This is a genomic window from Chryseobacterium sp. CCNWLW53 (assembly GCF_037083525.1).
In the GTDB taxonomy this organism is placed as follows: Bacteria; Bacteroidota; Bacteroidia; order Flavobacteriales; family Weeksellaceae; genus Chryseobacterium; species Chryseobacterium lathyri.
This window is the reverse complement of sequence record NZ_JBAOJR010000006.1, coordinates 131,384-150,128: the sequence shown is the minus strand read 5'-3', so window position 1 is coordinate 150,128 and position 18,745 is coordinate 131,384. Positions and strand designations below refer to the sequence as shown.

General features: G+C 36.4%; 20 protein-coding genes. 8 read left to right on the top strand and 12 right to left on the bottom strand.

Translation table 11 applies throughout. From position 1 onward, the window contains the following. Positions 1-58: 58 nt before the first annotated feature. The 4 genes from gcvT to V6R96_RS19155 form a co-directional block, all read right to left on the bottom strand. Positions 59-1,135 carry a glycine cleavage system aminomethyltransferase GcvT gene (gcvT, locus tag V6R96_RS19170; protein WP_336379905.1) on the bottom strand — a complete coding sequence of 359 codons (1,077 nt, stop codon included), beginning with the start codon at positions 1,133-1,135 and terminating at the stop codon, positions 59-61. A gap of 9 nt (positions 1,136-1,144) precedes the next feature. After that, complete coding sequence (locus tag V6R96_RS19165) at positions 1,145-1,615, bottom strand: hypothetical protein (RefSeq protein WP_336379906.1); 471 nt, start codon at positions 1,613-1,615, stop codon at positions 1,145-1,147. A 3-nt stretch (positions 1,616-1,618) separates the two neighbouring features. Beyond that, positions 1,619-2,128: an isopentenyl-diphosphate Delta-isomerase gene (idi, locus tag V6R96_RS19160; protein WP_111957745.1), complete on the bottom strand. Its 510-nt coding sequence runs from the start codon at positions 2,126-2,128 to the stop codon at positions 1,619-1,621. A 188-nt stretch (positions 2,129-2,316) separates the two neighbouring features. Further along, entirely contained in the window at positions 2,317-3,162 is an 846-nt protein-coding gene (locus V6R96_RS19155; RefSeq protein WP_336379907.1) for an AraC family transcriptional regulator, read from the bottom strand. A gap of 111 nt (positions 3,163-3,273) precedes the next feature. Here V6R96_RS19155 and V6R96_RS19150 point away from each other — a divergent pair, with 111 nt between their 5' ends. From V6R96_RS19150 to V6R96_RS19140, 3 genes are all read left to right on the top strand, one after another. Beyond that, on the top strand, positions 3,274-3,690 hold the full coding sequence (locus V6R96_RS19150) for a carboxymuconolactone decarboxylase family protein (protein WP_336379908.1): 417 nt from the start codon (positions 3,274-3,276) through the stop codon (positions 3,688-3,690). A gap of 191 nt (positions 3,691-3,881) precedes the next feature. Further along, on the top strand, positions 3,882-4,286 hold the full coding sequence (locus V6R96_RS19145) for a phosphoheptose isomerase (RefSeq protein ID WP_111957741.1): 405 nt from the start codon (positions 3,882-3,884) through the stop codon (positions 4,284-4,286). A 99-nt stretch (positions 4,287-4,385) separates the two neighbouring features. Beyond that, complete coding sequence (locus V6R96_RS19140; protein WP_111957739.1) at positions 4,386-5,345, top strand: NAD(P)-dependent oxidoreductase; 960 nt, start codon at positions 4,386-4,388, stop codon at positions 5,343-5,345. 52 nt (positions 5,346-5,397) lie between these two features. On the opposite strand, the gene mscL is transcribed toward V6R96_RS19140, so the two are convergent. Continuing rightward, on the bottom strand, positions 5,398-5,838 hold the full coding sequence (mscL, locus tag V6R96_RS19135; protein WP_111957737.1) for a large conductance mechanosensitive channel protein MscL: 441 nt from the start codon (positions 5,836-5,838) through the stop codon (positions 5,398-5,400). A gap of 222 nt (positions 5,839-6,060) precedes the next feature. Here mscL and V6R96_RS19130 point away from each other — a divergent pair, with 222 nt between their 5' ends. Then, the gene (locus V6R96_RS19130) at positions 6,061-7,578 is read left to right on the top strand and encodes an NAD(P)H-hydrate dehydratase (protein WP_336379909.1); all 1,518 of its coding nucleotides are present in this window, start codon (positions 6,061-6,063) and stop codon (positions 7,576-7,578) included. Positions 7,579-7,691: 113 nt separating this feature from the next. Here the strand turns inward: V6R96_RS19130 and lgt are convergent, their stop codons facing one another. Next, the gene (gene lgt / locus V6R96_RS19125; RefSeq protein ID WP_407934765.1) at positions 7,692-8,558 is read right to left on the bottom strand and encodes a prolipoprotein diacylglyceryl transferase; all 867 of its coding nucleotides are present in this window, start codon (positions 8,556-8,558) and stop codon (positions 7,692-7,694) included. A gap of 423 nt (positions 8,559-8,981) precedes the next feature. Next, positions 8,982-9,233 (bottom strand): membrane protein insertion efficiency factor YidD, encoded by a 252-nt coding sequence (yidD, locus tag V6R96_RS19120; RefSeq protein WP_174772291.1) that lies wholly within the window; start codon positions 9,231-9,233, stop codon positions 8,982-8,984. Between the two features lie 102 nt (positions 9,234-9,335). On the opposite strand from yidD, the gene V6R96_RS19115 reads away from it, so the two are divergent. Beyond that, positions 9,336-10,613 (top strand): replication-associated recombination protein A, encoded by a 1,278-nt coding sequence (locus V6R96_RS19115; protein ID WP_336379910.1) that lies wholly within the window; start codon positions 9,336-9,338, stop codon positions 10,611-10,613. 56 nt (positions 10,614-10,669) lie between these two features. On the opposite strand, the gene V6R96_RS19110 is transcribed toward V6R96_RS19115, so the two are convergent. The 5 genes from V6R96_RS19110 to V6R96_RS19090 form a co-directional block, all read right to left on the bottom strand. Beyond that, positions 10,670-11,110: a hypothetical protein gene (locus V6R96_RS19110; RefSeq protein ID WP_336379911.1), complete on the bottom strand. Its 441-nt coding sequence runs from the start codon at positions 11,108-11,110 to the stop codon at positions 10,670-10,672. Between the two features lie 150 nt (positions 11,111-11,260). Continuing rightward, positions 11,261-13,474 carry a DUF2339 domain-containing protein gene (locus tag V6R96_RS19105; protein ID WP_336379912.1) on the bottom strand — a complete coding sequence of 738 codons (2,214 nt, stop codon included), beginning with the start codon at positions 13,472-13,474 and terminating at the stop codon, positions 11,261-11,263. Between the two features lie 104 nt (positions 13,475-13,578). Continuing rightward, positions 13,579-14,298, bottom strand: coding sequence for a hypothetical protein (locus V6R96_RS19100; protein WP_111957727.1), 720 nt, complete (start codon positions 14,296-14,298; stop codon positions 13,579-13,581). A gap of 368 nt (positions 14,299-14,666) precedes the next feature. Further along, positions 14,667-15,515 (bottom strand): prephenate dehydratase, encoded by an 849-nt coding sequence (gene pheA, locus V6R96_RS19095; protein ID WP_223558779.1) that lies wholly within the window; start codon positions 15,513-15,515, stop codon positions 14,667-14,669. Between the two features lie 128 nt (positions 15,516-15,643). Further along, positions 15,644-16,054: a thioesterase family protein gene (locus V6R96_RS19090; protein WP_336379913.1), complete on the bottom strand. Its 411-nt coding sequence runs from the start codon at positions 16,052-16,054 to the stop codon at positions 15,644-15,646. Positions 16,055-16,190: 136 nt separating this feature from the next. Here V6R96_RS19090 and dnaA point away from each other — a divergent pair, with 136 nt between their 5' ends. The 3 genes from dnaA to V6R96_RS19075 all read left to right on the top strand — a co-directional run bounded on the left by dnaA (position 16,191) and on the right by V6R96_RS19075 (position 18,744). Next, positions 16,191-17,645, top strand: a complete 1,455-nt coding sequence (gene dnaA, locus V6R96_RS19085; protein WP_111957721.1) for a chromosomal replication initiator protein DnaA — start codon at positions 16,191-16,193, stop codon at positions 17,643-17,645. Between the two features lie 144 nt (positions 17,646-17,789). Beyond that, complete coding sequence (locus V6R96_RS19080) at positions 17,790-18,239, top strand: low molecular weight protein-tyrosine-phosphatase (protein WP_336379914.1); 450 nt, start codon at positions 17,790-17,792, stop codon at positions 18,237-18,239. Between the two features lies 1 nt (position 18,240). Next, a complete protein-coding gene (locus tag V6R96_RS19075) occupies positions 18,241-18,744 on the top strand; it encodes a nuclear transport factor 2 family protein (RefSeq protein ID WP_111957717.1) in 504 nt (167 codons plus the stop codon). Position 18,745 lies beyond the last annotated feature (1 nt).

Genomic DNA, 18,745 nt, shown 5'->3' with positions numbered 1-18,745 from the left:
AAAAAGAAAAGGATGTTCTATTGAGGACATCCTTTTCTTTTATATTTTTTTCGAACAATTATACGAAAGGAGCTTTCACTACTTTTGCAGGAATGTTCTTATTTCTTACCTGGATAAAGATCTCAGAACCCAGTTTGAAGTGAGGCTTGTCTACATAAGCCAGACCCAGACCGATTTTTTTCATTGGTGACTGTGTTCCTGATGTTACCTTTCCAATCACGTTTCCTTCAGCATCTACTACAGGGTAATCATGTCTTGGAACCCCTTTATCCTGAAGCTCAAAACCTACTAATTTCCTTGTAACACCTTCTTCCTTTTGTTTTGCAAATGTATCTTTAGAAACAAAATCCTTATCGAATTTTGTGATCCATCCTAATCCTGCTTCAATAGGAGAAGTAGTATCATCAATATCATTTCCGTAAAGGCAGAACCCTTTTTCCAGTCTTAAAGTATCTCTTGCAGCAAGTCCGGCAGGAATAATACCTTCCGCTTCACCTGCATTGATGATCGCATCCCAAAGCTGTTCAGCATTTTCATTGTTGAAGTAGATCTCAAAACCTCCGCTTCCTGTATATCCCGTGTTTGAAATGATCACATTGCTTACTCCGTCAACGTTTCCTACTGTAAAGCTGTAGTAAGGGATCTCAGAAAGATTGGTTTCTGTAAGCTTCTGTAAGATTTCCGTAGCTCTAGGACCCTGAATAGCTAATAATGACATCTCATCAGATGCATTAGTCATTTTAGCCCCAAAAGTGTTGTATTTTGATATATGATTCCAGTCCTTCTCAATATTCGACGCGTTTACCACCACAAAATATTTGTTGTCTTCCATTTTGTAAACAATAAGATCGTCCACGATTCCTCCATTTTCATTAGGAAGGCAAGAATATTGAGCTTTTCCGTTTTCCAGGGCATCTACATTGTTTGTCGTAACAAACTGTAAAAGGTCTTTAGATCCAGGTCCCTCAATAAAAAACTGTCCCATGTGTGAAACGTCAAACAATCCTGCTTTTTCTCTTACGGCAAAATGTTCTTCCGTTACACCAGAATATTGTACAGGCATTTCAAAACCTGCAAAAGGTACGATTTTAGCGCCCAAAGAAACGTGTTTATCGTATAAGGCTGTTTTCTTCATGTTTAATTTTTATTTCTTTATTTTAAAGCTGTTGAAAGTTTCGTTAAAAAGGTTCATATAATTTCCGTTCCAGAATTTCTGGCCACAGTTGATGGAAACCAGGTACAGATTCTTTTCCTTCTGGAAAGCCCTGGTGATCCAGAAAAGTTTGTCTTTTTCGTCAAAATACTCGTAAGAATATTCTGTGTATCCTTTTCTGCCTTTGCTTTCCTTTATTTTGCTTTCCGGATCTTCAGATTTATAAAGAGCCAGGATGAATTTTTTCATTTCTGCTTTCGGAAGATTCAGGTCGTGGTATTCTGAAATGGTAATGGCTCCGATCTCATTGTCAGGGAAAATATTGACAATATCGTTGTCATTGATAGATTTCCAGCCTTCAGGAACATTAATCGTATAGCCGGGACTGTCATACACTTTTGCTTTTTGGGCAAAAAACAGACTTGCCGATAAAAAAGCGGATACGAGTGCTATTTTTTTCATCAGTTAAAAATGGTGTTTATATTCTTCAAGAATGATTTTGAACCACTCTGTGAAATTTTCAGGAGCTTTCATTATTTCTTTATCAAGGTTTTCCATGGAAATAAATCTTACTGCTTCCACTTCGTCCTGATTTAAATTGAAATCAGCTTCATAATTTCCTACAAATACATGGTCTAGTTCATGTTCCCAAAGTCCGCCTCCTACATCTGCTTTATAGATAAAATTGAATTTTTCCGAAAGCTCCGTTTCGATTCCGAGTTCTTCTTTTAATCTGCGTTTGGCAGCTTCAAGATAGGTTTCATTTTCTCTTGGATGAGAGCATACTGCATTAGTCCACTGTTTGGGAGAATGGTATTTTCCCGGTGCCCTTTTTTGAAGGAGCATTTCGCCTTTGCTGTTGAACAAAAACACAGAAAATGCACGGTGCAGAAGACCGTTGATGTGAGCCTGCTGCTTTTCCATAAGGCCCAGAACTTCATCTTCGGGATTTACTAAAACTACAAATTCTTCCATTTCTACAAATGTAAGCCTAATAAATGTATTTTGAAAATTTTTGGAGAAACATCATATGATATGCGGCGAGGAGCAAAGGTGAGAATATCCACAACCTGATTTCGGTCTAAAAATAATGAAGAATTGCTCTGAAAGAGAGAGCGGGAGGAAGTTGTTTTCTCAGATTTCAATAATTGTCGCCGGCTTTCTTATCTTATTAAAATTTTCTCTTTTCTTAAAACGGATGAAGTAACCCCGAAATGTTTTTTCAGAGATTTGTTTAAATGACTGCTGTCCGTAAACCCAAGGCTCCATGCAATTTCCTGGAAAGGTGCCTCCGTATATTGTATTCTGTTGACCGCTATCTGAAGCTTTGTTTTCTGAATATATTCCTTTAATGGTTCATGGGCATTTCTTTTAAAATATTCGCTGAAATACTTTTTAGAAATGTTAAACTTCTCTGAAAGATAGACAACCGATAATTTTTTTTCATCAATAATATTCTGATTGATATGCTGAATGATGTCTGCAAATTTATCATCACTTTTTTTGTATACATGATGGAATGCCGTTAATTTTGAACTTATTATGGTTAATATGGATACTAATGTATTGGCAATTAAGGTTTCCGAATACTCCGATCTCTGTTCTTTTTCGAGCTGTATGATTTCAAATAACCTCTTTACCTGGCGTTTGTCTTTTTCGTCATTGAAATAGAGACCCGTATTGAAATCATAAAATCCAATAATATAATTAAGCTTACTGTACCATTGTAAATAATCTATAGAGGTGTTTTTAAGGTTTTTGAAATAATGTTCCGTAAACCGGATAAAGAAAAAAGTAGTAGGCTCCGAAATTTTGTAGGCATGGCATTTAGAGTGGGGCAAAAGGAAAAAATCATTTTTTTTATAGGTTTTAGTTTGATATTCTATACTTTGAGTTCCTTTCCCCTCCAGGATAAATACCAGTTCGAAAAAACTGTTTTTGCGAAATCTGTCTTTCCATTCAGTAAGTTCAGCTGTTTCGATTTCAATAAGTTCTTGAATATGGTCCATGCTTTTTGTCAGGCTTGATACGGCAAAATTAGATCTTTTATTTTTACTTGTTTATCCAATTTTTATACTCTTTCAGAAGCAGCTGTACTTCTAACTTTGTTAAAAAAAGAAATGGATTATAAAGAGATTTCAAAAAAGACGGTAGGCTATCTGTATCAGGCTCACTCAAGCATTAGAACTTCAGAAATGGACAATACACTCATTGCCTTGGCTGAATTAAGAATATCCCAGTTGAACGGATGTTCCTATTGCTGCAGTTTTCATGCTAATGAATTAAGAGAAATGGGAATGGAATTATCTTTAATAGATAAAATACCGGGGTACAAACATTCTGTTTCATTTAGTTCGAAGCAGGTTTTGGTACTAAGATGGGCGGATGCTGTGACACGCCTGACCGAAGACATGGAGGTCTTACTTGAAGAATTAAAAAAAGAGTTCTCAGAAAAAGAGATTGTAGAACTCACTTCCAGCATTTCCTTAATGAACGCTTTGAACCGTTTGCGGATTAGTCTGGGAGATAAGTTTTAAGCATGTCATTTTTTATTTCAGGTTATCTTAACATTAAAAACAGAATAAAATTAACTACAGCTAGATTAATGACAAAGTATTGTTAATTTTATTCACTAAATAGCATTTTTTACAGTGTATTTTCAATATATACCAAATTTGATATTGAGCTTCGAGGTAAAAGCCGTAACTTTGCATTTCAAATTTTAATGATGGAGTTAGAATATAAAGAGCATATAAGTCCTATTTTGAAGGACGGGGTAAAAAATTACTTAATAGATATCGACGGTACCATTACAGATGATGTCCCGAATGAAGAACCTGAAAGAATGGTTACCTGCGAACCTTATCCTGATGCACTTGAAACCATCAACAAATGGTATGATGAGGGACATCAGATTTGTTTTTTCACTTCAAGAACGGAAAATCTGAAACAGATCACCATCGACTGGCTGGATAAGAATGGCTTCAAGTACCACAGTGTACTCTGCGGAAAACCAAGAGGAGGAAATTACCACTGGATAGATAACCACCTGGTAAGAGCTACAAGATACAAAGGCAGATTCACAGACCTTGTAGAAAAGCAGGTTACCATTGAAGTTTTCAAAGAAGATTAAGAAAACATATACAGAGATTTAAAAATTGAATGATAAAAAGTGTACACACTGAAATTCTTTAATTTTTAAATCTCTTCACTTTTAATATCAATTGTATTTATGAAAGTTTTAGCAAACGACGGTCTGGATCAATCTGGAATTGATGCTCTGGCTGAGAAAGGTTTTGAAGTGATCACTGCAAAAGTCCCGCAGGAGTTTTTGGTGGATTACATTAATGAGCATAAGATCCGTGCCCTGTTGGTAAGGAGTGCTACACAGGTAAGAAAAGATATTATTGACGGATGCCCATCTATTGAGATTATCGGTAGAGGCGGTGTAGGAATGGATAATATCGATGTGGATTATGCAAGAGAAAAAGGAATTCATGTAATCAATACCCCTTCTGCTTCTTCAGAATCGGTTGCTGAGCTTGTTTTTGCCCATTTATTTTCCGGAGCGAGGTTCCTTCAGGATTCCAACAGAAAAATGCCTTTAGTAGGAGATACAGAATTTGCAAGTCTTAAAAAAGCATATACTGCAGGTATCGAATTAAGAGGAAAGACCATCGGGATCATTGGAATGGGAAGAATAGGACAGGAGGTTGCCAGAATTGCCCTGGGACTTGGCATGAGAGTGATTGCAGCAGATAACAATGTAGGAAAAGCAAGCATAAAAGTGAAATTCTACAACAACCAGTTCATTAATGTAGATATAGAAACTGAACCGCTTCAGGATGTTCTGAAACATTCAGACTTCATTACCTTGCACGTACCGGCTCAGAAAGAGGGATATATGATCGGAAAAAATGAGTTTGATATTATGAAAAACGGTGTTGCCATTGTAAATTGCTCAAGAGGCGGTGTTATTGACGAATCGGCTTTAATTGCTGCATTGGATTCGGGGAAAGTAAAATTTGCAGGGTTGGATGTTTTCATCAATGAACCTACACCATCTAAAGAAATACTGAACCATTCGAAAATCTCTCTGACTCCACACACCGGTGCTTCTACTTTGGAAGCTCAGGACAGGATCGGGCTTTCTCTGGCGGAACAGATTTCAAGCATTTTACAGATTCAGTAATATGTGAACCCAATAAAATGAAAAGCACCTCGGTTTGAGGTGCTTTTGTTCTTTATATATTGTTTTTGCTTTTTAAAAGGTCTCTGATTTCGGTCAGTAATTGTTGATCTGCAGTAGGTGCGGCAGGAGCTTCAGCTTCAGTCTTTTTCATTTTGTTAATCATTCTTACCATAATGAAAACAACCAGGGCAAGAAGTAAGAAATTAATACCTACTGTCAGGAAATTTCCATAGGCAAAAATACTCGCTCCGTCTACTTTTTTTGCATTCTCTAATACCATACCTGGCTTTACACCATTATTAGGATCAGAAAGCACAAGGTATAAACTGCTGAAATCCGGCTTACCTATTACTGCTCCTACCAAAGGCATAATAAGGTCATCCACAACACTCGTAACAATTTTTCCGAATGCTCCTCCAATGATTACCCCAACGGCCAGATCAAAAGCATTGCCCTTGATGGCAAACTCTTTAAATTCTTTAACAAATCCCATAATTTATATTTTTTTAATTAGTATACACACAAAAATAGAATTAAAAAACGTAAAAAACAGTAATTTTTAGAGTTTTTTGCGCCATAATTATTGAATTACGGACTAGGATTAATTGACTTTTTTAGTGAATTCGTTATTTTGATTAATATTTTTATTTTGTAATAATTACTGTAAACTGTAAAAGAAATCTTTTGTAATTTGGTTAAAATTTTGCACCATCTTATGAAAGTTTTTACTGCAGAACAAATACGTCAATGGGACCGGTTTACGATCTTGAATGAACCTGTTTCGTCCATACAGCTTATGGAAAGAGCTGCTGAAGCATTAGCCGGCTGGATCTCTGAAAACTGTAAAAATCACAAAAAAATGGCCATATTCTGTGGCAATGGCAATAACGGAGGCGATGGACTGGCACTGGCAAGAATACTTTATATGAAAGGCTTTGATGCAGATGTTTTCGTACAAAATCCTAAAGGAAAATTTTCTGATGATGCTTCGGTGAATCTAAAAAGGCTGAGGGACTTTTCCGGAATCTCTGTCAGAGAATTCAAAGAAATTGTTCAATATAACTTCGATGACAGAACTGTTATTATTGATGCCTTGTTTGGTACAGGATTATCGCGGCCTTTGGAGGGTATGAGCAAAGAGACAGTTGAGATGCTAAACCAGAAAGACTGTATCAAGATTTCCGTTGATATTCCTTCAGGACTGCCCACTGATCGTATTTGTGAAAAAGATGCGGTTATATTTAAAGCTGACTATACGTTAAGTTTCCAATGCTGGAAAAAAAGCTTTCTTCATCCTGAAACAGGTAAGTATGCAGGAAAAGTAATCATTTTGGATATAGGATTGCATCCGGAATATTCAGAATCAGAAGTTGCTGAAGATCTTGTTATTGATGAAAAGCTTATCAATAGAATGTTTAAACCCAGAGAAGATTTTTCCCATAAAGGAACTTATGGAAAAGTAACAATTGTAGGGGGGAGTTACGGAAAAATAGGCGCTGCAGTGCTGGCCACAAGATCTGCCCTAAAGACCGGGGCCGGACTTACCTTTACCCTTGCGCCAAAATGCGGATACGAAATTCTGCAGGTCTCATGTCCTGAAGCCATGTTTATAGAAGGCGGGAATGAGCAGATAGAAGATTTCAAACATGAAAATGATACCGTTTATGCAATCGGGCCTGGCCTGGGAACACATGAAAAGACGGAAAAAGGCCTGCTGAAATTTTTAAAAGGATATAATGAATCTTTGGTTTTAGATGCAGACGCACTGAACGTTATTTCAAAAGATTATAAAAACCTGAAGCTGATCCCTCAAAAATCTCTCATAACGCCACATCCAAAAGAATTTGAAAGGTTATTCGGGAGCACTCAAAACTCTTTTGAAAGACTGAAACTTGCCCGTGAAAAATCTAAAGAACTTAATATTTTTATTGTATTGAAAGACCATCATACCCAAGTTGTTACTCCCCAAGGAAATGTTTTCTATAATATCAACGGTAATGCAGGACTTGCAAAAGGTGGCAGTGGGGATATTCTTACCGGCCTTCTGGCTTCACTGCTTGCTCAGGGATATTCCGGGGAAGATGCATGCATTTTAGGAGTCTGGCTTCATGGAAGAGCCGCTGACTTGGCTGCTGAAAAATATTCCAAAGAATCTATGTTGCCTACAGACGTGATCAATATATTCGGAGATGTTTTCGAGGAATTGAACAGGATAAACAGGATCAGACTATAATAAATAAGGACGGTTTTACTTTAGAGTCTTCTAAATTGCGTAAATCAGTTACTTAAAAGTTTAAAAAAAAGGCAAATTCGCTTATCTGCAAATTTGCCCTTCATATTTTATCATTACTCCGGTTTCTCGTTTTCTGCCTGAGTGATTTTGAATTTTTTAGAAATAATCATGATAACAACCCCGGCAATCATAAACGGAATGGAAAGTACCTGTCCCGTATTCAGCCCTCCAATCTGGATGAATTCGTCTCCCTGGGGTTCCTTCAGGAATTCCACAAAGAATCTTACAGCCCAAAGGATAATAAAGAACAGTCCGAATAGCCATCCCTGCTGATATTTTTTGTTTGTCTTTCTGTATAATATCCATAACAATATAAACAGCAGGAAATATCCTAGAGCTTCAAGAAGCTGGCCCGGATAGCGGGGAACTGTTGGGCCATATTCACTGCTTTGCTGTGGGAAAAGAATAGCAAGAGGAGAATTGGGATCAACTGCTTTTCCTACGATCTCCGAATTGAAAAAATTTCCTATTCTTACAAATGCACCTCCCAAAGCAACCACAATTCCAATTCTGTCATATACCCAGAATGGATTTTTCTTGATAATCTTAAATGAATAATATAATGTAGTGAAGATCAAAGCTATTGTTGCCCCATGACTTGCGAGCCCGGAGAATCCTGTAAACTTCAACCCATTTTTAGTGCTTATCGGTAAAAATACGCTCCAGAAATCTTCTTTGAACAGTTCCGGCTGATAGAAAATAACATGTCCTAATCTGGCTCCCAAAATAGTTCCGATCAGCGTCCATGTGAAAAGTGGTTCCAGATATTTCTGGTTAACATTGTCGATTTTGAAGATTCTTAACATTAGAATATATCCAAAGCCAAAGGCAAAAACGAACATTAAGCTGTAGAAATGAAGGGTAACCGGTCCCAACTGGATGCCTTTTGAGGGGTCCCATATTTTGAAAGGAGTTTCCAAAGCTATACTGTCGGTTCCGTTAATTGGTTTAGCTGTTTTTACAGCATATTTGAATTTGGTGATGTTGTCCTGTGTGGCAGGACCGTCAATTAGTTTAAAATCTTTATCGAAAAGCTGATAATGCAAGCTCTTATACTTTTCTAAAGTGGTAGCACTGTAATTAAAGTAAGCGGGTTCAAAATTGGATTCATTCAGAATAACCAGGATATTGCTGTCTGTAGCTTTTTCCGGGAAAGCATTAAGATCACCTATTTCGGTAGTGGAATAAATCTTTACCGGAACGCTGCCTTCGTTTACTTTCAGAGTTCCGTCAGATAATCCTCCGGGATATTGCTGGGCAAACGCAGATTGTGTAATGAATGCAAATACGATGAGGTAAATTCTGAAAAATAGATTACTCATTTCTATCAATTTAATAGTTTGTTATTGATTTAATTTTTTCGGAGGAACAGGATCATAGCCACTGCCTCCCCACGGATGGCATTTTGAAATTCTTTTGATACCCAGCCAAAGCCCTTTGAAAATACCATGTACCTGAAGGGACTCTACCATATAATGAGAGCAGGTAGGTTCATAGCGACAGTTTTTGGGAAGTAGGGGCGAAATAAACCACTGGTAAAATTTTATCAAAATTACCAAAGGAAAACTGATGATTTTATTGAATGTAAGTTTCAAAACAATGCAAAAATAGGGTAAAAAAATTAAAATTAGTTTAATTTTGTTATAAGTTTCAGAGACCAAAAAACCTGAATCTGTTTATCCTAAAAATAAATTATCTTGAGCCAAAATATTCCATTAGCCGAAAAGTTAAGACCCAAAACCCTGGACGAAGTTCTGGGGCAGGAGCATCTTACCGGTGAAAAAGGTACGATCAGGAAGATGATCGAAAATAATGCACTGAATTCCCTGATTCTCTGGGGGCCTCCGGGTACCGGAAAAACAACCCTGGCTGAAATAATTTCCGAAAAATCAGGCAGGAAATTCTATAAGCTCTTTGCAGTTTCTTCGGGAGTAAAAGATGTACGGGATGTGATTGAGGATGCTAAAAAACAAAACCTGTTTTCAGGAAAATCTCCCATTTTATTCATAGATGAGATTCATAGGTTCAATAAATCCCAGCAGGATTCATTATTGCACGCTGTTGAGAAAGGATGGATTGTACTGATTGGTGCCACCACAGAAAACCCAAGCTTTGAAGTGGTATCTGCTCTTTTATCTAGAAGCCAGGTTTATATTCTAAAAGCCTTAAGCTATGAAAAGCTTGAAGAATTAGTTGATACTGCTACCCAGCGGTTTAATAAGGATGAAGGAACCTCTTTTAAGATTGCTGAAAAAGGAGCATTTATTCAGTATTCAGGAGGGGATGCCCGCAAACTGATCAATTCTGTTGAACTTGTTCTTAATCAATATGTGAATTCAGATAAAGAAGAAATCAATAACTCAGATGTCCTGGATATTCTTCAGGAAACCATGGCACTCTATGACAAAAACGGGGAACAGCATTATGATATTATCTCTGCTTTTATAAAATCTATGCGGGGAGGTGACCCGAACGGTGCTGTTTACTGGCTGGCAAGAATGATTGCAGGAGGTGAGGATATCAAATTTATTGCCCGTAGAATGCTTATTCTTGCGGCTGAAGATATCGGGCTGGCAAATCCCAACGCTTTGGTGATCGCCAACAATTGCTTTCAGGCCATTAATGTTATAGGGAATCCGGAATCAAGGATCATTTTAAGTGAAACAGCAGTTTATTTGGCTGTTTCCCCTAAAAGCAATTCAACTTATATGGCTATTAATGAAGCATTAGCTCTTGTAAAACAGACTGGAAATCTACCGGTGCCTTTACATCTTAGAAATGCACCCACCAAGCTGATGAAAGACCTTGATTATGGTAAAGAATATAAATATGCTCATTCATACGAAGGTAATTTTGTAGAACAGGATTTCCTGCCTGAAGAAATTAAAAATGTGAAGCTTTACCAGCCGGGAAATAACGCTACAGAAAAAAAGATCTATGAAGAGCTTAAGAAAAAATGGAATAACAGATATTAAAGCAAAAAGGATACTTTGAAAAGTATCCTTTATTATATAATTTATCTTACGTGTCGTTATTTTAAAGCATTTGTGCTTAGGAAAACGGCTTTCTTTCCGTTATAGTCCTTAACTTCTACATTGCCCATGATGTCACCATAAATGCTCATATTGCTGTCAGAAAATTCATAACCTTCAATAAAAACAGGCGTATTTTCAGGCAGTCCGTATTGTGAGTTCAGTTGAGCTAAAGATATTCTGTCTAAACCTTCATAGCCGTTTTTGATTTTATATTCCGTTAAACCTTTTTCCGCAATGAAGCTGTATTTTTTTAAACCCTGTGGCAGCGCAGAAGGAGCTTTGTAGACATTAGAGCTCTGAACAATGGCTTTTCTTGCGTTGAACATGCCTACTGTTCCGACCACATCATTGGCAACAGCAAACTTTACAGAAGGATTTTTCTGGGCAGATAATGCTACAGATGATAATATTAAAAAAGAATAGAGTATTTTTTTCATAACCAGAATATGTATAACTGTTAAAAACTGGATAAATATAATTAAATTTTACAAAATGTGAATGAATTTTTGTGATATTTTAAATATTGTTTAGAAATTAAAACTTTTGTTAAGGATTTTTGATTTTTAAAACAAGTATTTAACGGTTATCTATTCTTCCTCCTTTTCTTCCTTCTTTGTATCCACCATATTTCTGACAATGTTTTTCAGTCTTTGGAAAGTGAAAGAACTCAATAATAAAATAACTCCTAACAGTATAAAAGCAGTAATTCTTGAGATATTATCCATCTGCCAGACATCATAGCTGTAAAGTTTCAATACCATAATTCCTATAAGTACAAATCCAATCCTGCTGTATTCAGGAATATCCTTTTTTAAGCTGATATAAATAAAAATACTAGCAAGAACAGTCCAGATGATCGGAAGATAGAGAATATTAAAATGTTCTTTCGTTTTATAGACCAGCGAAATGTCGTTTACGGAGCTTAGAATGTAAGTGTGATAAAATCCACAGCTCACTGCAATAACAAGTGTTACTGAAATTATCCAGTAGGAAAGCTTTGTTTTATAAAAACCAGTACTGGAAGCCACGCCCAACAATATATATGCAAAAGGAATCCAGTGAAGAAGATGGATCATATAAAAACCGAATGTGAGTTTTTTCTGTAAAACTGCTGTAACAACTGCTGATGCGGCAAATGACGCATTTAAAACAATAAGAATAAATAGCAGGTAAATAAGTCCAGTCTGGATAATGCTTTCAATACCCAGCTTTTTCCTGAGTATCATTAGGGCAAAAATATAATAAATGCTGAATATCAGACCAATACTTACTACAGCAGGCCAGGGCATATCCGAAATATGATAGCTGATCTCTAACAGTAGGGCAATATATATAACGCTATAACTTACAACGGCAAAAACATTTTCAAAAAAATGATCTTTTTGTTTCTGTGATTCGTTGATTTTTTTCAATAAAAAGAGATTCATGATTGTTGTAGTAACGGTCACCAGACTTGTTAAAAAGACCGGATTAAACACAATAGCTATATTGTCTTTATTCAGATATTCCGACCAGGTCATGATCTGTGCAATGATGACGAGCGGGAAAAGTACATAAAAACAAGTTTTAAAGATGTTGTGCGAACTTTTTTTCCAGATGTAAAGAAGAAGAGTCGTTTCTACAGCCCAAACACTGGTAATAAGATGACTTCTGAACTGAATGGCGACCGCTATTGTGATAAGGCTGATGGTAAGAGCTGCAAAAATAGAATAGCTGAAGTCAAAACTCTTTTTTCCATATTCTCTTAAAAGCAGTACAGCATTAACACCGGCAAAAAGAAGCGGGAAAATAATTACAGGCTCATAGCTTAATGTATGGAATATATAAATCAGGCCGATAATACTGGAAAAATTAATTAATACCAGCATTAAAGTGTCCCATGGTGAAAGGATATCTTTTTTGATATGATCCTGAAGTGCGAAAATGTAAAAAATAATATAATTGATGATATAAAAAACAATACTGAGCAGTTCAGGATGTTTTACAGTCCAGAAGAAGAGATAAGCACTTGTAAAAATATAAGAGGTCCATCCCACACTTTTCCAGTTTTTCAAAAATGCGGTGGTGAGCATACCAATATTCAGCAGGGTCAGGTAAGTGAAAAGAAAAAGATAATTACTCTGCCCTGTACTGATCATCAGAGGAGCTGAAAAACCTCCCAGCATTGCAAAAATAATCAATACTTCACTTTTATAGTAATAGGCGAGGGCAATAGAAATGATGGTTACGATAGTAGTAATAAAGAAAGCTGTATTTTGGGTAAACAGGTGATATTCCCGGAAAGCAATGGTGGTGGTAAAATAGAGTACCGCAATTCCACCTCCTGTGATAATGGATGCGAAAACAGCATAATTTTTTCTCAGAAAATGTCCTGCCAGCATAATTCCTGCTCCGACAGCCAGGCCTATTCCTGCTCTTGCCGTTTCTCCGATCCAGTTTTTATCTATAGCATATTTTACAAAGTAGCCAATTCCAAGAACAAGGGTGAAAATACCGATGATGGTCAGAATATTTTGTTTTAAAAATTCAAAAACAGGTTCCAGCCAGTCCTTTTGAGGTTTTCTGGAAACTTCACCAGAAATGTTTTCTTCAGGCACTATGATCTCCTGTACCTGATGAGATAACGGATTTTCTTCGTTGGCTGACGGGTCTCGTAAGGTATTTGTATTTTGTTGAGTCTGATTGATTTTTACCTGTAGATCAGAAACTTCTTTCTCAAGCTTCCTGATCTTATGATTAAGATTGTTGAAGATAAAAAAGATGATCACAATGATTAATATGACTGCAAGAAAACCACTCATTCTTTAGTTTTTATCAAATATAAATAAATGTAACAGGATAAAAAATTAATCCATCACAGAATATGTGATGGATTAACTGTGCAGAGTGATTAAATTATATGAATCTAGTTAGATACTTTATAGATGTAAAATGAGGCCACACTCGCCCCAAGTAAGCTTACATCTAAAGCTGTTGAACCTGTAAGTCCAAAGTTAATTTTATCTCCAGCCTGGAAAGTATAAATTGAGTTAAGGCTGGTTTCAGAAATTGTTAAACTCAATAAAATAAGGTTAGCTCCACTGAATGGGCGGTTGTCTATTATTGTTGCTACACCGGCTCTTGTTCTTAAAATTCCCACGCCGGGTGAGTTGGCAAGGAGAGAGGCCTGTAGTCCGGTACCGTATTTAAAGGTAAATCCAATTGCATATATTCCTGCAGATGGAATGGTGTATGTATTATCGGTGTCTGAGAATAAGGCTGCATTTCCTATTGATCTTTCAGTAGCAAGGAAGTTGACTGCTCTGAATCCTGAAGGGAATAATCCTAAACTTAATAAGCTTATTCCTGTAGTTTTTTTGGCTGCATACACAGAAGCATTAGTACCGGATGCCGTTGTAGCAGCATCAATAATGATCTGAGGGTCTACTTTGGCAACTTGAAAGGTCCCGTCATTGACCACCATAATAGTATATCCAGGTAAAGCAGGTATCATTTGAGTATCCCTTACTTTCAAAGTTCCATTCACATCCAATGTAGCGGACGGATTAGCTGTGTTGATCCCCACTTGGGAAAATGCTGGAATTGCAATTAGAGCAAAGAGCAAATTGTAAATTTTAGTTTTCATTGTGTAAGCTTTTCAATTAGTTTTTAGAATTATTGAATGCAAAAACCATGCCTTGCATTATGTTTTTTTTAATTATTTACATGTTATTATATTGATAATTTAAACAAATGTTTATTTTGTGATTTATATTTCTTCGTAATATGCTTATGTGTTGATATTTTTTAAAATAAATTCTGGAGTAAAAATAGATATTTTATTTTAATATTTCCTCATTTTATGAATTAAATATTTTTAATTTTGTCATGTTTTGTGACACTTAATTATAATGGTGGCAGTGTTTGTCATATAATCACGGCGAGAAGACATGTCAAAACAAAAAAACACTGCCATAAGAGCAGTGTTAGTTGAGCTATATTATCTGTATAATTTTAGCTTTCGAGGAGGAATTCCTTATAATTACCCAGAAAGTCAACCTCCGCATTAATTGACTGAAGCTCCAAAAGAGCATTTCCATGAAGTACTTCTTCCCACTTTCCAACTACATTAATAAAGAAAAAGTAATTACCGAGGCCTGTTTTCAGTGTTCGGGATTCAATTTTGCTGAGGTTCATCTTTCGCCAGGCAAAAACAGACAGGACCTGATGAAGTCCACCCGCATGATCCTCAGGAAGGTTAATCAGCATACCGGATTTCTCTCCCAGTACCTCAAGGCTGGTGTTATGGTAAGCCGGCTGCTGTTTGGTAATGACTATAAAGCGGGTATGATTCTGTTCAAAATCCTGAATATTCCGGTGAACGATTTTTAATCCGTACAGATTGGCGGCAAACTGATTGGCGACGGCAGCTATTTTCAAATCTTTATTTTCAGAAACATATTTTGCTGCTGCTGCTGTAGAAGAAAAATCCTGTCTCACAATATCCTTATGATGTGTATCCAGAAAATGGAAGCTTTGAGCCAGAGCTTGCGGATGCGAATATATTTTTTCTATTTCTTCCAAACTGTTCTCAGGATGAATCATCAGATGATGGGCAATAGGCATCACTCCCTCTGCTTCAATTTTGATGGAAGGTGTTTTGTATAAATAATCCAGGGTCATAGAAACAGTCCCTTCAATAGAATTTTCCAAAGGAACAACAGCTTTATCCGCTTGTCCACTATTAACAGCATTAAAACAGTCCAGAATATTGGCCTGCGGTAAAAGTTCTTCCCCCGGAAAAAGCTGCGTGGCTGCCAACTGTGTGAAACTGGCGTGGGGTCCCAGAAATGCGATCTTCATACGTTTATATCAATGTTATTATATTTAGAATTCTGATTGAAGTGCAAAGATGCAAATTAGTTTAAAAACAATTGTATCTTTCGTTAATGATATCTTTCTTCTCGCTGCAACCTTTTATCTAAGATCTGCTACCTGTTCCAATTCTCTTCAATAAGCTTTATCAGAAAATTCGGGCACCTTATGATTTTGCTGGTTTTTGCATCCAGAAAAAACAGGGTAGTGGATGCTTCCGTGATCTTTATCCCTTCTTCATTGAAAATTTCATATTCAAATTCAATTCTTACCCCTGGAATTTTTTTGACATAGGTATGAATTTCTAATTTTTGATCGTAAAGCGCTGGGCGGATGTATTTAATTTTATAATCTGAAACAGGAAGCCAAATTCCTTGGTTCTCAATTTCATCGTATGACATTCCTATGCTTCGGAAGAGTTCCACTCTGCCAATTTCAAGATACTCTGCATAGTTGCCATAGTATACATATTTCATAGGGTCTGTTTCTCCGTAACGTACTCGTATTGAGTGAGTTGTGTGTATCATTTTTAGTCCTTATTTACACATACAAATATATTTTTAAATAATCAATACCTGCAATATTTTTTTTTGAAAAGAAAAAATTGGACCTTTGTCTTCCTTCTACAAAAAGTACTAACAAAGATTTAATCGGGGCATAAATATGGATGAAAATTTAATGATGATATGGCAGAAATGTCTTCAGTTCATGCGTGATAATTTGAATGCAGCTGAGGATAATTCTGATCTTAAGAAGCTTGAAAAATCCTTCGACATGCTATTCGATAAGGTACAGCCACTTTCGTTGGTTGCTAATAACCTTACGCTTATAGTGCCGAGCGATTTTTACAAGGAATATATTGAGGATAATTACCTATCCCTGCTTTCTGCTGCCCTGAAGAAAAATCTTGGAAAAGGTGTCAAATTATGGTATTCTGTCATGGAAAACAGGCCTACCGGAGAGGAGAAGCCAGTGACTATGAATATGAAGGGAAAAAGCGTTCCTACCCCAAAAATGCAGGAAACAATGCCACAGGGATTCTCTGCGAATATTGTAAACCCTTTTGTACTTCCGGGAATAAGAAAAGTAAATATAGATTCGAACCTGAAGTCTGACTATTCTTTTGATAATTATATAGAAGGAGAGAGTAATAAATTTGCTGCCACGGTAGCCAGATCTATTGCGAAAAGACCAGGCGCAACCGCTTTCAATCCATTATTTCTTCACGGAGGATATGGAGTTGGAAAGACACACCTGGGACAGGCTGTAGGTCTTGAGGTAAAAAATCAGTTTCCGGATAAAGTCGTACTTTATCTGTCTTCAGAAAAATTTATCCAGCAGTTTATTTCTGCTGCGAAAGCCCATAAGCAGACTGAGTTTGCCAATTTCTATCAGATGGTTGATGTTTTGATCATTGATGATATTCAGTTTCTTTCAGGTAAATCTGCGACACAGGATAGTTTCTTCCATATTTTTGATCATCTTCATCAGAATGGAAAACAGATCATCCTTACATCAGATAAAGCGCCTGCAGATATCATGGACATTCAGGAAAGAATTGTTTCCCGTTTCAAATGGGGACTTTCTGCCGAAATTAAATCACCAGATCTTTCTACAAGAAGACAGATCATAGTAGATAAACTGAGCAGAGATGGAATTGTTCTTCCAGGCGATATGCTGGATTTCCTTGCTGCTGAAGCCAAGACCAATGTAAGAGAACTTATCGGAGTCATTAATTCTGTGATTGCTTATTCTACGGTTTATAAAACAGACTTAAGCCTTGAATTACTAAAAGATACAATCAATAAGATTGCAGCCAACCAGAAGAAAGTGATCAATATTCCTTATATTCAGGAGGTGGTATGCGATTATTTCGGAATCAAAAAAGAACAGCTTCTTTCTAAAACAAGAAAAAGAGAAATTGCACTTCCGAGACAATTGGCGATGTATTTTTCAAAAGAGCTGACTAATGCTACTTTTACAAAGATAGGTGAAGAGATGGGCGGAAAAGACCATTCAACAGTAATGTACGCCTGCGATACCATTAAAGATGTATCAAAAATTGATAAAGAAGTAAAAAAGTACGTTAAAGATCTTGCTGAAAGAATCAAAAAATAGAAAATAATTTAATCTGAATAAATTGAAATGGAGAATAGTTTTATTCTTCATTTTTTATTTAGTTTTGCTGCTGGAAGTAATGATTTTACATTTTTAGTTGTCTTAATGGAATAAATCATTTAATCTTTCAATTAATAAAATGATATGAAAATATTGATGGTGTGCCTCGGGAATATCTGCAGAAGTCCTTTAGCAGAAGGTATTATGAAGACAAAAGTCCCTGAAAACTTTTTTATAGACTCAGCAGGAACAATCTCTCTGCACGAAGGGGAAACTCCGGATAAAAGAGCTGTAAAAACAGCCGCAAACCATCATATTGATATTTCGCAACAAAGGTCCAGACCTATTACCAAAACTGATTTTGATACTTTTGATAAGATTTACTGTATGGACATTGATGTATATGAAGATGTGGTTTCAAAAGCACAGAATGAAGAACAGCGCCAGAAAATATTATTATTTATGTCTGCACTGGGAGATCATAAAAATGCAGAGGTTCCTGATCCTTACTGGGGAGATATGAAGGATTTTGAAGATGTTTTCCAATTGTTGGATAAAGGCTGTGACGCTATTAAAAACCAAATTCTATCATAATATGAAAACATTAATTCTCACACTTCTCTTAAGCTTTAGTTTTTCTTTTGCCCAAACCCAGGACGAAACTGAAATACGGAAAGTAATGGAAGAATTTATGCAGTGTATCAAAACCAGGGATGAAGCCAAGTTTGCATCTTTATTTCAGGATCCAGTGCTTTGGACCGGAATTTATAATGACAGAACCCAGGCTAAACGTCTGGAAAAAAATCCAAAAGCGGAATACTATTTTACGGATGATTATAAAGCCTTTATCAGAGGCTTTAAGGATAATAAATCAGAGGAAAAATTCGACAATATCAAAATCATTGAAGACGGAGCTGTAGCTTCTGCTAATTTTGACTACAGTTTCTGGTATGACGGGAAAATGGAAAATTGGGGTAAAGAAATCTGGACTCTGATGAAGATCCACGGAATATGGAAAATTACTTCAGTTACCTTTTCTATGGATCTTACGGAATATTTCCCTCAGCCTTCACTAAAAGAAAGAACTAAAAAACAATAAA